At 71.6% G+C, this 15,365-nt stretch carries 11 protein-coding genes and 1 pseudogene; 8 read left to right on the top strand and 4 right to left on the bottom strand.

The window, feature by feature from the left end; genetic code table 11:
• The coding region (locus tag EJK15_RS60105) for a DoxX family protein (protein ID WP_171075231.1) at nt 1-688 on the bottom strand (688 nt) is incomplete at its 3' end.
• A 69-nt stretch (nt 689-757) separates the two neighbouring features.
• Complete coding sequence (locus tag EJK15_RS60100; RefSeq protein WP_138719349.1) at nt 758-2,287, bottom strand: MFS transporter; 1,530 nt, start codon at nt 2,285-2,287, stop codon at nt 758-760.
• A gap of 258 nt (nt 2,288-2,545) precedes the next feature.
• On the opposite strand from EJK15_RS60100, the gene EJK15_RS60095 reads away from it, so the two are divergent.
• The 8 genes from EJK15_RS60095 (at nt 2,546) to EJK15_RS60060 (ending at nt 14,600) form a co-directional block, all read left to right on the top strand.
• A complete protein-coding gene (locus EJK15_RS60095) occupies nt 2,546-4,276 on the top strand; it encodes a tetratricopeptide repeat protein (RefSeq protein WP_138719348.1) in 1,731 nt (576 codons plus the stop codon).
• A gap of 15 nt (nt 4,277-4,291) precedes the next feature.
• A complete protein-coding gene (locus EJK15_RS60090; protein WP_138719347.1) occupies nt 4,292-5,188 on the top strand; it encodes a haloalkane dehalogenase in 897 nt (298 codons plus the stop codon).
• Between the two features lie 64 nt (nt 5,189-5,252).
• Entirely contained in the window at nt 5,253-7,601 is a 2,349-nt protein-coding gene (locus EJK15_RS60085) for an AAA family ATPase (protein WP_138719346.1), read from the top strand.
• Nucleotides 7,602-7,708: 107 nt separating this feature from the next.
• Nucleotides 7,709-8,692 carry an ABC transporter permease gene (locus EJK15_RS60080; protein WP_138719345.1) on the top strand — a complete coding sequence of 328 codons (984 nt, stop codon included), beginning with the start codon at nt 7,709-7,711 and terminating at the stop codon, nt 8,690-8,692.
• Complete coding sequence (locus EJK15_RS60075; RefSeq protein WP_138719344.1) at nt 8,692-9,600, top strand: ABC transporter permease; 909 nt, start codon at nt 8,692-8,694, stop codon at nt 9,598-9,600. The genes EJK15_RS60080 and EJK15_RS60075 overlap by 1 nt, the downstream gene beginning before the upstream one ends.
• Nucleotides 9,597-11,615 (top strand): dipeptide ABC transporter ATP-binding protein, encoded by a 2,019-nt coding sequence (locus EJK15_RS60070; RefSeq protein ID WP_138719343.1) that lies wholly within the window; start codon nt 9,597-9,599, stop codon nt 11,613-11,615. The genes EJK15_RS60075 and EJK15_RS60070 overlap by 4 nt, the downstream gene beginning before the upstream one ends.
• A gap of 18 nt (nt 11,616-11,633) precedes the next feature.
• On the top strand, nt 11,634-13,328 hold the full coding sequence (locus EJK15_RS60065; RefSeq protein ID WP_138719342.1) for an ABC transporter family substrate-binding protein: 1,695 nt from the start codon (nt 11,634-11,636) through the stop codon (nt 13,326-13,328).
• Nucleotides 13,329-13,508: 180 nt separating this feature from the next.
• Entirely contained in the window at nt 13,509-14,600 is a 1,092-nt protein-coding gene (locus EJK15_RS60060; RefSeq protein WP_240777919.1) for a DNA glycosylase AlkZ-like family protein, read from the top strand.
• A 161-nt stretch (nt 14,601-14,761) separates the two neighbouring features.
• Here the strand turns inward: EJK15_RS60060 and EJK15_RS60055 are convergent, their stop codons facing one another.
• Nucleotides 14,762-15,013: a hypothetical protein gene (locus EJK15_RS60055; protein WP_138719341.1), complete on the bottom strand. Its 252-nt coding sequence runs from the start codon at nt 15,011-15,013 to the stop codon at nt 14,762-14,764.
• Nucleotides 15,014-15,099: 86 nt separating this feature from the next.
• Nucleotides 15,100-15,365, bottom strand: a pseudogene (locus EJK15_RS72025) (hypothetical protein); the annotation flags it as partial.

Here is a 15,365-nt window from a genome sequence, read left to right as displayed (position 1 = left end):
GGTGGGGGGACAGGCCGGGCGGTGGGCGGCGGGTGCGGGCGGGGGGCTTTTTGCGGCCCGCCACCAGCGTGTCGCCGGGCGCCGCGGCCGGGGCAGGGTCGTCGCCGCGTTTGGCCTCGCCGGACTGGGCACGGGGCCGCGGGTGCGGCGCCGTGTCATCCGTGGCCGACACCTCCGAAGGAGGATCCTCCTCCGGATCGGCGGCGGCACGCGTGCCCGGGTTGTCCGGGTCGCGGAGCGAGGCGATGACGCGGTCCGCCTCGGTGTCGGCGGCGAACTCGTCCGCCGCCTCCGATTCCCTCCGCCGGATCACCACCATGTGGTCCACCGACACCCGACCGGCCCCCACCACTGCGAGCAGCAGCGCGGCGGCCCCCAGGAGGACCAGCTCGTTCATGGTTATGGGATTGAGTGGCGGCGCCACCAGGAACACGGCCAGCGCCTCGGCGAACAGGATGAGCCCGGTCACGGAGACCGCCAGCCCGGCGATCAGCAGCGCGCCGCCGATGAGCTCGGCCAGCATGGTGACCGTGGCCCAGGCGCCGGGCGCGGGCGCACCCTGCTCGAGAAACTTCGCCCCGGTGGCGATCAGCCCGTCTTCCAGCTTGGTCCAGCCGTTGGCGAAGAAAATGCCGCCCACGGTGACGCGGGCGACTAAAGCAGCAAGATCACGAAGGACCTGTTTCACGGTAGTTGTCTGCCCTAATCGGGACATTGCACACCTCTCTCATGGCTCGGGGGCTCCGCTCCCTTCGCGTCAATCACGGCTGAGCAGCACGGCCACCGCGACGGCGGTCAAGCTCAGCAGAACGACGCTCACGACGACCGTCGTGTGCAGGGCGTTGACGAAGGCCCACCGGGCGGCGTCGAGCAGCGCGCCGCCCGTGCTGCCGCCGACCTCTTCCGCGACGTGCGCGGCCGCGGCCAGCGACTGCCTGGCCTTGTCCATGCCGCCCTCGGACATGCCGGGGACGGAGGGCAGGCCGGGGGCGTAGACCATCGTGGTGATCGTGCCCAGCACGGCCACGCCCAGGCCGGCACCCAGCTCGTACGCGGTCTCCTCGATGGCCGCGGCCCCGCCCGCCTGGGACTCCGAGGCCGACGTCATGATCGTGTCGGAGGCGGCGAGCAGCGCCACCTGCACGCCGAATCCGATGCCGACGAAGCAGATCGCCAGCATCACGGGGTGGCGCTCGACGCCCCAGCCCAGCGTGGGCGTCAGGGCGAGCGCGACGAGCCCGAGGCCGCCGCTCATGGTGGCCCGCATGCCGATCCTCGGCAGGATGTGGGCCGCGGCGAGCCCGCCGCAGATGGCCGACAGCACCAGCGGCAACATCCTGACCGCGGCGTGCAGCGGGCTGTCGCCGAGCACGAGCTGCAGGTATTGGGCGAGCATGAGCTGCAGGCCCACCAGCGCGAACACCCCGAGCAGCACGCCGACCACGCCGGTGGCGAACTCGCGCCGCCGGAACAGCCCGAGGTCCAGCAGCGGCACGCGCAGCCGCGCCTGACGCCGGACGAACACGACGAGCAGGCCGAGCCCGGCCAGGAACACCATCACGGAGGCCCACAGCGGCATCAAACTGCCCGAACCCGCCTCCTTCAGCCCGAAGGCCAGCGCCAGGATCCCGAACACCGACAGCACGGCGCTGGTGGCGTCCCAGGGCCGTCCCCTGTGTACGGGGGACTCCGGCAGCAGGCGTACGGCAGCGGGCAGCAGCACGAGCAGGATCGGCACGTTGATCAGGAAGACGGCGCCCCACCAGACGCCGACGAGCACGCCGCCGATGAGCGGCCCCACGGCGGCGCCGGCCGCCGCGACCGCACTCCAGACGCCCAGCGCGATGGCGCGCTCGCGCCGGTCGGTGAACACCTGGCGGATGAGCGAGAGCGTGGCCGGCATGATCATCGCGCCGCCGACGCCGAGCAGCGCCCTGGCCAGGATCAGCGTCAGCGGCGTCGGGGCGAACGCCGCCCCCGCCGAGGCCACGCCGAACAGGACGAAGCCAATCAGGACCAGCCGTTTACGCCCGTAGCGGTCGCCGAGCGTGCCGAACATGATCAGCAGCGGCGCGACCACCAGCGAGTAAACGTCGATGATCCACAGCAGCTGCACCGCGGAGGGCTCCAGCGCGGCCGTGAGCGCGGGCACCGCGATGTGCAGGACAGTGGCGTCGACCGTGATGAGCAGCAGGCTCAGGCAGAGCAGGACGAGAATGGACCAGCGGTGGCCCCCCTGCCGGCTGTCGTCAGTCCGTACGAGGGGTGCGGCCTGTGTGACGGTCATGGGCCTCCTTGCAGGCCGTTCCGTTGACAGGGCCCGCACGTGCTGTTGGTCGGCCGCGCGCGACCGCGGCTCGACGCTCGCTCCTCCCGAGCTCTTGCGCCCCGGCCCACGCGCTCCGGCTTGCGTGGCAGCTTAGGCCATACGATCCGCTTCTCATAGCGGTATCGCCTGATCCGCGGTACCCCGTACCTCTCTAGAGAGATACAGCCATATGTCGGTACCTATCCAACATTCGTTCGTCAGCCGATCATGGATGCCGTGGGGACCGATGCAAGTAGTGCAAAAGGCGATATTCCTGATAGGTCCTCACGCGAATGGTGTGACGAGGCCCTGACCAGGCTCGACGCCGGCCGTCCCGAGTCCGCGCTCGACGCCGCGCGCCGGGCGGCGGACCTGGATCCGGGCGCGGAGTGGGCGTACCGGCTCATCAGCCTCGCCCACGAGCGGCTGGGCCGCGACGCCGACGCGGTGCCCCCGGCGGAGCGGGCGGTGGAGCTGGCGCGCGGCTCGTGGCCGGCCCGCCTGCGCCTGGCCGCGATCCTGCGGCGGATGCCGGGCCGCTGGCAGGAGGCGGTCGAGCACGCCACGCTGGCCAAGAAGTTCGCGCCCGAGGTGCCCGAACCCGACGTCATGCTGGGCGACCTGGCGCTGCTGCGCGGCGACCACGGCGGCGCCGAGCGCGCCTACCGGGCCGCGCTCGCCGCCGATCCAGGCCATCCGCAGGCCCGGGTGAACCTGGGCCTGTCCCTGCTGCGCTGGGACCGGCCACGCCCGCACCACGATCCGGCCTGGCCGGTGGATCCGCGCGACACCGGCCGGGCCAGGCGGGCGCTGGAGGTGTGGTCACGGCAGTCCCGGCTGCTGGTCGCCGCCGCCACGGTCGCCATCGCGGTGGCCGCGCTCTTCCTCGACTGGGGCACGCGGGCCCAGCTCGGCGGCTTCGCGGTGCTCGTCCTGCTGGCGCCGCTCACGGTCCGGCAGGCGCGGCGGGTCGGCGTCTGGTCGTACGTGCCCGCGATGTTCGGCCGGGACCCGTGGCTGGGTGCCTCCGTCGTGTCGGCAGGGGTGTCGGTGCTCGCGTTCGCCGCGTGGCTGCTGCTGGGGGCGATGCCCGCGCTGCCGGCCGCGTTCGATCCGGTGTGGGCGGGACTGGCGGGCATCGTCGTGCTGACCTGGCCGGCACTGGCGGCCGTGCGCGCGCTCGCGGAGGCGTGGCGGGGCCGCCCGCTGCTGGCGCTCGCGCAGTCGGCCATGGCCGGTCCCGACCGCACCGCCAGGAGGAACGTCGGCGTCACGCTCTGGATCGTGCTCGGCAGGACCTGGTCCGTGCTGGTGCCGCTGGTGGGCGGGGCGCTCGCGGTGGAGCCGCGGGCGGCCGTGGTGGCGGTGGCGGTGCCGTACCTGATGGTGCGCGGCTACCTGCGCGCCCGCCACCGCGACGACCGGTGGCTGCTCGCCGCGACCGGGCTCGTCGTGCTGTCCGCCGCCGCCTGCGCGGCGGGCGGGCTGCTGGGCTCGGAGTGGGCCTGGCGGATCGGGCTGGGCGCGCTGGCCGCGGCGATGATCGTGTTCGTGGCGCGGGCGCTGCGGGCATGGTGGCGGGGCGGCCCCGGCCCGTGGCGGTCCTCCTTGATCATGTGCGACCTGCCGATGGGCGCCGCGCCGTCCGTCGCCCTGCCCCCGGAGGTGCGCCAGACCTTCTCGTACGCCCGCAGCATCGTCCTGTCCTACGGCGACGACCTCGGCCCCAGGGTCGTCGGCGCGGCCGCGTCCGTCACCTCCACCGGCGAGCTGCGGCTGATCGCGGAGACGGAGGCGTGGGAGGCGATCGAGGCCGATCCCCGGGTGGCGGTGTTCGCGGCCGACCCGCTGCAGCGGCGGTTCTGGGTGGAGGTACGGGGCATCGCCCTGCCCGACTCGGACGTCCTGCGCGTCACCCCCAAGCAAGTGCTCGTGGGCGAATTCCCTGGGCGGCACCAGCGCCGCTGACTAGAGTTTTCTTCTATGCGGATCCTGCGCACTCCTGAGGAGCGCTTCGCGAACCTGCCCGGCTTTCCCTATGAGCCCCGGTACGCCGACGTGGCCGACGGCCTGCGCATGGCGTACGTGGAGACCGGACCGGCCGACGGCGAGCCTGTCGTGCTGCTGCACGGCGAGCCGAGCTGGTCGTTCCTCTACCGGCACGTCATGCCCGAGCTGGCCGCGGCCGGACTGCGCGCGATCGCGCCCGACCTCGTCGGGTTCGGCCGTTCCGACAAGCCGGCCGAGATCGCCGGCCACACCTACGCCAGGCACGTCGAGTGGACCCGCGCCCTGCTCCTCGACGCGCTCGGCCTGAGCGGCATCACCATGGTCGGCCAGGACTGGGGCGGCCTGATCGGGCTGCGGATCGCGGCCGAGCACCCTGGGAGCGTCGCCAGGATCGTGGCGGCCAACACGGGCTTGCCCACGGGTGACATTCCCATGCCCGAAGTGTGGCATCGGTTCAGAGAAGCGGTGCTCAAGGCACCGGTGCTCGATATCGCCAGGTTGGTCCAGGCGGGCTGCAAGAGCGAGCTGCCGGAGGAGGTGCGGGCGGCCTACGACGCGCCGTTCCCGGACGAGTCGCACAAGGCGGGCCCGCGCGCCATGCCGGGGCTCGTGCCGATCGCTCCCGACGATCCCGCCGCGCCCGCCAACCGCGCTGCCTGGCAGATCCTCACGACGCTCGATCGGCCGTTCCTGGTGGCGTTCTCCGACGGAGATCCGATCACGGGGGGCATGGCGCCTATTCTGCTCAAATCGATCTCGGGCACGTCCGGCCTGGCCCATCCCGTGATCAAGGGCGCCGGACACTTCCTCCAGGAGGACGCGGGCGCGGAGCTCGGACGTCAGATCGCCGCTTTCGTGACCTCCACCTAGCGTGTCAGGAGCGCCCAATCGTCCGTCCAGTGCGGTATAACCGGGGGCGGACCGGGGAGGCGTGATGCGTGAGTCCGGCAGGGCCCAAGCCGCGGGGCGGGCCGCAGCGCGGGATCTGTTCGAGCAGGTGCGGGAGCGTTATTTCCAGATTCCCCCGGCCGCGCGCCGGGTCCTTTACGTGGTCGTGCTCGTGGCCACCATGGGAGTGGGCGCCGCGCTCGGCTGGGACCTTCTCAAGACCTTCCCCCTCGTCCTCCTCGCTCTCGCGTTCATCGCGCTGACCATGCGTTTCCCGCGCGCCGCCGCCACCACGCTCGTGGTGGCGGGCTGGATCGTGGTGGCGCTGTGGCTGTTCTCCGCGCTCTATCCGGCCGGCGACGTCGCAGTGCACCTGATGATCGGGCTGGCGCTGCCCGTCGCCGCCGCCGCACACCTCATCCGCTGGGTGGCGCCGTGGGTGTCGACGCTGGCGGCGCTCGTCCCGGCGGGCATGCTCGGCGCCGCGCTGTCGCCGGTGTCCCCCGGCGTCTCGGTCTGGGCCGCGTACGCCGCCGCGCTCGCCGTGCTCGTCCACCGCTTCATGCTCGCCCGCCGGGCCAAGGCGGCGAGCGCCGCGGTCGAGGAGCAGGTCAGGGTCAGGGTGCGCGAGGGCAGGCCGGAGTCACCGCACGACAGGGGCGGCGCGCCGCCGCAGATCTCCGTCGAGGAGGCGCTCAGCGAGCTGGAGAGCATGGTCGGCCTGGCGCCGGTCAAGGAGCAGGTGCGCTCGATCGCCGCCTCCATAGAGGCCTCCCGGCTGCGGGCCGAGGCCGGCTACACCACCGACCGGCCCACCAGGCACTTCGTGTTCGCCGGCCCGCCGGGCACCGGCAAGACGAGCGTGGCCCGCGCACTCGCCAAGATCTTCTACGCGTTCGGCCTGCTGGAGACCCCCTACGTGGTCGAGGCGCAGCGGGCCGACCTGGTGGGCGAGTTCCTGGGCGCGACCGCGATCAAGACCAACGAGCTGGTCGACCGGGCGCTGGGCGGGGTGCTGTTCATCGACGAGGCGTACGGGCTGGTCAACTCCTCCGACGGCCAGCCCGACCGGTTCGGCGCCGAGGCCGTGCAGACCCTCCTCAAGCGGGCTGAGGACGACCGCGACCGGGTGATCATCATCCTGGCCGGCTACGAGCAGGAGATGAGCTCGTTCCTGTCCAGCAATCCGGGGCTGGCCAGCAGGTTCGCCACGCGGGTGCGCTTCCCCGGCTACTCCCCCGCCGAGCTGGTCGAGGTCACCGATCTGCTCCAGCGGCGCAGGGGCGACACGATGAGCCCGGAGACCCGGCGGGTGCTGCTCGGCCTCTACGAGAACGTGCACCGGCGCGGCCTGGTCGACGAGCTGGGCAACGCCAGGTTCGCGCGCAGCCTGGTCGAGGCCGCCGCGCAGGCCCGCGACGTGCGCGTGGTGGGCGCCGGCGGCACGCCGACCACCCAGGATCTGGTGACCACCACGACGCCCGACGTGACCAAGGCGTTCGAGGAGCTGACCGCGCGCTTCCGCGGCTACGTCGCCACGCCCACGCTGGAGGAGGCGCTGGCCGACCTCGACAGGATGGCCGGCCTGGCGCCGGTGAAGCGGCAGGTGCACGCGATCGCCGCCCAGTTGCAGGTGGCGCGGATGCGGCAGGAGCGCGGCCTGCCCACGCCGCAGCAGATGCGGCATTTCGTGTTCGCGGGCCCGCCGGGCACCGGCAAGACCACGGTCGCCCGGGTCCTCGGCCGGATCTTCGCCGCGCTCGGCCTGCTGGCCCGGCCCGACGTGGTCGAGGCGCACCGGGCCGACCTGGTCGGCCAGCACCTCGGCGCGACCGCGATCAAGACCAACGAGCTGGTCGACCGGGCGCTGGGCGGGGTGCTGTTCATCGACGAGGCGTACAGCCTGGTCAACCCCGGCTACCAGGGCGGCGACGCGTTCGGCTCCGAGGCCGTGCAGACCCTGCTCAAGCGGGCCGAGGACGACCGCGACCGGCTCGTCATCGTGCTGGCCGGCTACGAGCGCGAGATGGACGCGTTCCTGGCCACGAACCCCGGCCTGGCCAGCCGGTTCAACCAGCGGGTGGCCTTCCCCAGCTACTCGCCGCAGGAGCTGACCGAGATCGCGGTGCTGCTCGCGGAGAAGTCGGGCGACTCGTTCGACGAAGACGCGCTGCGCAACCTCGACGAGGTGTTCGCCTGGGTGTGCGAGGAGCGGCTGATCGACGGGCTCGGCAACGGGCGCTTCGCCAGGTCCCTGTTCGAGCGCGCCGCCATGCGCCGCGACGTGCGGCTGGCCGCCCACGCCTCGCGCGGCGGATCGGCCAGCTCGGCCGATCTGACCACGATCACGAGCGAGGACGTCGCGACGGCCGTGGACGAACTTTCCGGACGCTGACTTCTCCGGCTGCGTGCGCCGCGATGCTCGCATGGTGTAGCTATATGACTACGGTGAGCCATGTGTAACGGTCTACCGCTATGCCGTGCGCGTCGGAGGGGGGGGCGATGGCGGGATTCCTGGCCCGCAGGCTGCTCGGCTACGCCGTGCTCGTCGGGGTGGCCGCCAGCCTCGCCTACCTGCTGGCGGCCACGGCCCTCGACCCGCGCTCCAACTACGCCGACCGCACGCCCAAGCCGCCGCCCGCCGTGGTCGACGCCCAGCTCGCCGCGCTCAACCTCAACGACAGGACACCGCTGCTGCAGCGCTACGCCACCTGGGCGGGCGGCGTGCTGCGCGGCGACTTCGGCAGGACCGTCGCCGGCGCCCCGGTCAACGAGGATCTCAAGCGCCGCATGGGTGTCACGTTCCGGCTGGTGGTGCTGGGGCTGCTGTTCGGCAGTCTGCTCGGGGTGCTGGTCGGGGCGTTGGCGGCGGTCCGGCAGTACGGGTGGTTCGACCGGCTCTCGACCGGGGTGTCGTTCGCGGTGCTGGCGGTGCCGGTGGTCGTGCTGGCCAACATGCTGATCCTGCTGGCCGCCTGGGCCAACGAGCACGTCTTCGGCCGCCAGGTGTTCCTGGTGAGCGGCGAATACAGCGACGGCCTCACCGCCGGGTTCTGGGGGCAGGTGCTCGACCGGCTGCAGCATCTGATCCTGCCGACGATCTCGCTGTCGGTCGGGCTCATCGCGGTGTTCAGCCGCTACCAGCGCAACATGATGCTCGACGTGCTCGGCGCTGATTTCCTGCGCACCGCCATGGCCAAGGGCCTGAGCAGGCGCAGGGCGCTCGTCAGGCACGCGCTGCGGACCGCGCTGATCCCGGTGGCGACCTATTTCGCGTTCATGTTCGGTGCGCTGCTGATGGGGGCGACGTTCACGGAGAAGATCTTCGGCTGGCACGGGCTGGGCGAGCAGCTGATCAACTCGATCTTCACCAATGACGTCAACACCGTCGCGGCCATCTCCTTCCTGGCGGCCGTGTCCGTGCTGTGCGCCTCGCTCGCCGCCGACCTGCTGCGGGCCGGGCTCGACCCGAGGGTGCGGGCCTGATGACGCTGTCGGAGGAGGAGCTGGCGGAGGACCTGTCCGACGGCGTCACGACGCGGGCGCCGTCGCGGGTGCGGGTGGTCGCCGGGCGGTTCTTCCGCTCCCGGCAGGGACAGGCCGGGTTCGCGGTGCTGGCGCTGATGTTCCTGCTGGCGTTCGCCGGGCCGCTGTTCAGCCGGTGGACCTACACCGACAAGGACTTCACGGCGTTCATGCAGCCGCCGTCGTCCGCCCACTGGTTCGGAACGCTCCAAACGGGCGCCGACGTCTATGCGCTGACGCTGCGCGGCATGCAGAAGTCGCTGGTGGTGGGCCTGCTGGCGGCCCTGGTGTCCACGGCGCTGGCGGCCGTGGTCGGGGCGTTCGCCGGCTATTTCCTGGGGTGGACCGACCGGGCGCTGAGCTGGGTGACCGACCTGCTGCTCGTGCTGCCCGCGTTCCTGATCCTGGCGATCATGTCGCCGCTGTTCGGCTCGGGGCAGTGGCCGCTGTTCGTGGTCATGCTGGCGCTGTTCCTGTGGATGGTGACCTCGAAGATCGTCAGGGGAATGACGATCTCGCTGAAGGAGCGGGAGTTCATCCAGGCCGCCCGCTACATGGGGGTGCCGCCGGTGCGGATCGTCTTCCGCCACGTGATCCCCAACATGTCGTCGCTGCTGATCGTGGACGCCACGCTCAACGTCAGCGCCGCGATACTCACCGAGACGTCCCTGTCGTACTTCGGGTTCGGCATCCAGCCGCCCGACGTGTCGTTCGGGACGCTCATCGCCGACGGCTCCAGGACGGCGACGTACGCGCCGTGGACGTTCTGGTTCGTGGCCGGGCTGCTGGTGGTCACGGTGCTCGCGGTCAACCTCATGGGCGACGCGCTGCGTGACGCGTTCGACCCGTCGGCGAAGAGGCCGCGATGAAGCCGGTTCTCGAGGTCGGCGACCTCACCGTGACATTCGGGGACGTGCCGGCCGTACGCGGCGTCAGCTACGCCGTACGCCCCGGCGAGGTCCTCGGCATCGTCGGCGAGTCCGGGTCGGGCAAGTCCGTCACCTCGGCCGCCGTCATGGGGCTGCTGCCGCCCGGGGCGCGCGTCACCGGATCGGTGCGGCTGCACGGCAAAGAGCTGATCGGGGCGCCCGAGCGGGAGCTGACCTCGTTCCGCGGCAAGACCATCTCGATGGTGTTCCAGGACCCGCTGTCGGCGCTGACGCCCGTCTACCGGGTGGGCGACCAGATCGCCGAGGCCGTGCGCGTGCACCAGCGGGTCAGCAAGGAGACCGCCCTGGTCAAGGCCGTCGAGCTGCTGGAGCTCGTCGGCATCCCCCATCCCGCCGAGCGGGCGCTGGCCTTCCCGCACGAATTCTCCGGCGGCATGCGGCAGCGCGTGGTGATCGCGATGGCCATCGCCAACGACCCCGACGTGATCATCTGCGACGAGCCGACCACGGCGCTCGACGTCACCATCCAGGCGCAGGTGCTGGAGGTGCTGAAGAAGGCGCAGCAGAAGACCGGCGCCGCGATCATCCTGATCACGCACGATCTCGGGGTGGTGGCCGGCTTCGCCGACCGGATGCTGGTGATGTACGCCGGCCGCCCGGTCGAGGTGGGCGACGTGGACGACATCTACTACCGGCCGCGCATGCCGTACACCGTGGGCCTGCTGGGCTCCATCCCGCGCGTGGACCGGGGCGGGCGGCAGCCGCTCGTGCCGATCGAGGGCAACCCGCCCTCGCCCGCCGCGCTGCCGCCGGGATGCCCGTTCGCGCCGCGCTGCCCGATGAAGGTCGACGCGTGCGACGAGCGGGAGCCGCCGCTGTTCGAGGTGGGGAACGGGCACCGGGCGGCGTGCATCCGCTGGGACGAGGTGCACCCGCGCGGCCCCGGCCCGCACGCGCCCCCGAGCCCGCGGGCGCCCCGGATCCGCGGCGAGCGCACGGTGCTGGAGGTCCACGGCCTGGTCAAGGACTATCCGCTGCTGAAGGGGGCGGTGTTCAAGCGCCGGGTCGGCACCGTGCACGCGGTAGCCGGGGTCGGCTTCGACATCCGCCAGGGCGAGACGCTGGGGCTGGTCGGCGAGTCCGGCAGCGGCAAGACGACCACGCTGACGCAGATCCTCGAGCTGGCCGAGCCGCAGGCGGGCAGCATCGTCGTGCTGGGCCACGACACGGCCAGGCTCGGCCGGGGGGAGCGCACCGAGATCAGGCGCGACATGCAGGTCGTCTTCCAGGACCCGATGGCCTCGCTCGACCCGCGCATGACGGTCCACGACATCCTGGCCGAGCCGCTGCGCACCCACGGCCGGCGGCATCCCTGGCGGCGCGTCGCCGAGCTGCTGGCCCTGGTCGGGCTCGACGCCTCGCACGCCGCCCGCTACCCGCAGGACTTCTCGGGGGGCCAGCGGCAGCGCATCGGCATCGCCCGGGCGCTCGCGCTGGAGCCCCGGCTGCTGGTGCTGGACGAGCCCGTCTCGGCGCTCGACGTGTCGATCCAGGCCGGGGTGATCAATCTGCTCGACGCGCTGAAGGCCAGGCTCGGGCTGTCCTACCTGTTCGTGGCGCACGACCTGGCCGTGGTGCGCTACATCGCCGACCGGGTGGCGGTGATGTACCTCGGCAGGATCGCCGAGATCGGCCAGGTGGACGCCGTCTATGACGCTCCGGCGCACCCGTACACGCAGGCTCTGCTGTCGGCGATCCCGCTGCCCGATCCGGTACGCGAGCGCTCGCGGCGGCGGATCCTGCTCGAAGGCGACCTGCCCAGCCCGGCCAACCCTCCGACGGGCTGCCGTTTCCGCACCAGGTGCCCCAAGTTCCGCACCGAGCTCACCGACGACGAACGCAGGCTCTGCGTGGACGTCGAGCCCGAGGTACGGCCGCTGGGCGAGGACCAGGGTGCGGCCTGCCACTACGCCGAGAGGCGCGAAGTCGTATAGACCAGGAGGAATCGCTCGATGAAAGCAGCACATCTTGTCGTGGCCGTGACCGCGGCCGCCTCGCTGACCCTGGTGGGCTGCGGGGGCGGCGCGGGGAGCGGCCCGGAGGGGATCGACAGCGCCGGGGACGAGCGTACGATCAAGGCCTTCGACATCAACCCGCAGCCTCGTGACAAGGTCAAGGACGGCGGGACGCTGCGCTGGGGCATCAACGAGTTCCCCGCGCAGTGGAACCGGAACCACGTGGACGGCAACCTGGCCATGGCGGCCGTGGTCAGCAACGCGCTGCTGCCGTCGCCGTTCGTGTCCGACGAGAAGGCGGAGATCTCCGTCGACCGGGACTACGTGCTCGAGGCGAAGGTCACCGAGCAGCGGCCCAAGCAGGTGGTCACGTACACGCTGAACCCGAAGGCCCGGTGGTCCGACGGCAAACCGATCACGTGGGCCGACTACCAGGCGCAGTGGCAGGCCCTGAACGGGCGGGACTCCGGCTACCACATCGCCTCGTCCACCGGTTACCAGGACATCCAGAAGGTGGCGCGAGGAAAGGACGACTTCGAGGTGGTGGTCACGTTCGCACGGCCGTTCGGCGACTGGCAGGCGCTGTTCGGGCCGCTGCTGCCGGCCTCCACGAACCGGACGCCCGAGGCCTTCAACAACGCCTGGCTGAACAAGATCCCGGTGACGGCCGGGCCGTTCAAGTTCGGCGGGTTCGACCAGACGGCCAAGACGATCACGCTCGTGCGGGACGACTCCTGGTGGGGCGCGCGGGCCAAGCTCGACAAGATCATCTATCGGGCGTCCGAGCAGGACTCGCTCATCGGTGCGTTCAGCAACGGGGAGCTCGACATCATCGACGTCGGCCCGTCCGCGCCCGACTACGCGCGGGCCAAGGCCACGGCGGGGGCGCAGGTACGCCAGGCGGCGGCGCCCGACTTCCGGCATTTCACCTTCAACGGGTCGAGCGAGCTGCTGCGCGATCAGAGCGTGCGGCAGGCCATCCAGCTCGGCATCAACCGCCAGGCCATCGCGCAGTCCGACCTGCAGGGGCTGGACTGGCCGATCGCGCTGCTGAACAACCATTTCTTCATGAACACCCAGGAGGGCTACCAGGACAACTCCGGGGACCTGGGGGCGTACAACCCGGACCGGGCGCGGCGGCTGCTGGACGTGGCCGGGTGGAAGCTCAACGGGACGGTCAGGCAGAAGAACGGCAAGACTCTCGACCTGCGGTTCGTGGTGCCGTCCGGGGTTCAGCTCAGCAAGTCGGAGGGGGAGCTGGCGCAGAGCATGCTGGCGCAGATCGGGGTGAAGCTGACGATCAAGTCGGTGCCCAGTGACGACTTCTTCACTAACTACGTGATTCCGGGGAACTTCGACATCACGCCGTTCGCCTACATCGGCACGCCGTTCCCGGTGTCCAGCAGTTACGGGATTTACGTGAACTCGCCTGATGGGAAGGCATGGAACGCGAACTTCGGGCGTACCGGGTCGGCGGCCATCGACCAGGCGATGGGCCGGGCCGCACAGAGCCTCGACCCGGTGCGGGCGCGGGCGGCCACCAATGCGGCGGACAAGCTGATCTGGCAGGAGGTGAACGTGCTGCCGCTCTACCAGCGGCCGCAGTTCGTGGCGACCAAGGAGACGCTGGCCAACGTGGGGGCGCGCGGCTTCTACGACCTCCAGTACGAGAACATCGGCTTCACCCGCTGACCGGTCGCGTCCGAGGGCCGCTTACCCGGCACCGCACGACGGCGGCCGCTCCGCCCTGAAGCGCACCACCAGCCCGGCAGCGCCAGCGGCCCGAGCCCGACGCGGAGGTGGCCGCGCAGTGCAGGTTGGGTGTTGGGTGGAGGGGTGGAAGTGTCGGTGCTGGGGTGTAGAAGTAGGCGGGTGAAGACCAAGCTGACCTGGCCTCAGATTCTTTCGTGGCGGCTGCGCAGGCAGTTCGTGAGCGGGGCCGGCGCGCCCGATGCCGTGGCGGTGGCTCGGAGGTTGTGCGGGGTGCAGACCCAGGTCGCCTCGTCGGCGCAGCTGGCGGTGGCGGTCAGGAGTGCCGAGCCGGACCCCGACGAGATCGACCGGGCCCTGTGGAAGGACCGCACGCTGGTCAAGACGTGGATCATGCGCGGCACCCTGCACCTCGTCCCCGCCGACGAGCTCGCCGGATACTGCGCCGCCCTGGCCACATTACGGTTCTGGGAGAAGGGCTCGTGGCAGCGCGGCCACGGCGTCAGCGCCGGCGAGATCGCGGCGATCATCGGGGCGGTCCCGCAGGCGCTCGGCGAGCGGTCGCTGACCCGCGAGGAGCTGGTCGACGCCGTGGTGGAGGTGACCGGCGACGCCCACCTGAGGGAGGCGCTCACGTCCGGCTGGGGCGCCCTGCTCAAGCCGTTGAGCCGGCTCGGTGAGCTCTGCTACGGGCCGCCCCGGGAGGGCAGGGTGACCTTCACCGCTCCGCGTGCCTGGGTTCCCGGGTGGCCGTCCGAGCTGCCGCCGTTCGAGGAGGCGGGTCTACGGGTGGCACGGGCTTTCCTGGGCGCGCACGGGCCCGCGACGCCGGAGATGCTGGACACCTGGCTGTTCGGCGGCGTGGCCAGGAAGGCGGTGCTGAAGGGGTGGTTCCGCGACCTGGCGCCCGAGCTGACCGAGATCGAGACGGACGACGGGCTCCCGCTGCTCGCGCTGACCGAGCACCTCGACGATCTCGCGGGCACGCGGCCGTCGGCTGAGGTCCACCTGTTGCCGGGCTTCGACCAATACATCCTGGCCGCGCCGCGCACGCTCGCCCCGCTCATCCCGCCACCGCTCAAGCCCAAGGTCAGCCGGCAGGCAGGGTGGATCTCCCCCGTGGTCGTCCACGAGGGCCGGGTGGCGGGCGTCTGGGAGGCCAGGAACGGCGACATCGTCGTCGATCTCGCCGCCCCCGTGCCCCAGGGGCCGCTGGACGAGGCCGTCGCCCGGGTGCGGTCCCTGCTGCCCTAACAGCTCGGCTCGCCGAGGTCCCCCGGTCGTCCCCCGAATGCAGGCCGGCGGTGCATGCCGTGACGCAGCCCCCGAGCGGCCCATCAGAGGCCGGGGAGTGCCCCACGTTACGCAGCCCCGGGTGACCGGCCAGGCCGTGACGCAGCCGCCCGAACGGCCGGCTAGGCCGAGGTGCCGGCCATGACGCGGTCGACGATGCCCTTGGTGCCCTCCTCTCGGGCGCAGTGGGCGCAGCAGTACCAGTGCTCGCCCGCCTGGACGCCATGCCCGATGACCTTGGTTCCGCAGTGCTCGCAGACGGGCGCCATCGCCTCGATCGCGCACTGGAAGCAGTCGAAGGTGTGCACCGCTCCCTGCGCGTGTACCTCGAACGCCATGTCGTAGTCGTTGCCGCAGGTTTCGCAGACAGCCATGGTGATCCCCTTTGCAGTCGAATCCGCCCGGGGGATACCCGGTTCCGTGGTCACCTTTCCCCAAAGGACCACCATATTCACGCCGGTCACGATCGTTCCCGCACGAAGCGAGCCACCAGCGGCAGACCCAGCAGCCCGAGCGCGGCCAGCGCGGCGGGCAGCCCGAGCCACCCGCTGAGCCCGGCCACGAGCAGCGGGCTTACGACGAACCCCGTGTACGAGATCGTGGACACCCCCCACACCAGCGTCCCGCTCGGGTCGTCGGCGGCCGAGCGGCTGAGCAGGGCGGGCACCAGCGGTCCGAGCGCCAGCCCGGTCACCGCGAACCCCACCATGGAGATCAGCACGCTCC

It is taken from the genome of Nonomuraea basaltis, assembly GCF_005893125.1.
Taxonomy (GTDB): domain Bacteria; phylum Actinomycetota; class Actinomycetes; order Streptosporangiales; family Streptosporangiaceae; genus Nonomuraea; species Nonomuraea basaltis.
This window is presented reverse-complemented; position numbering and strand designations above follow the sequence as displayed.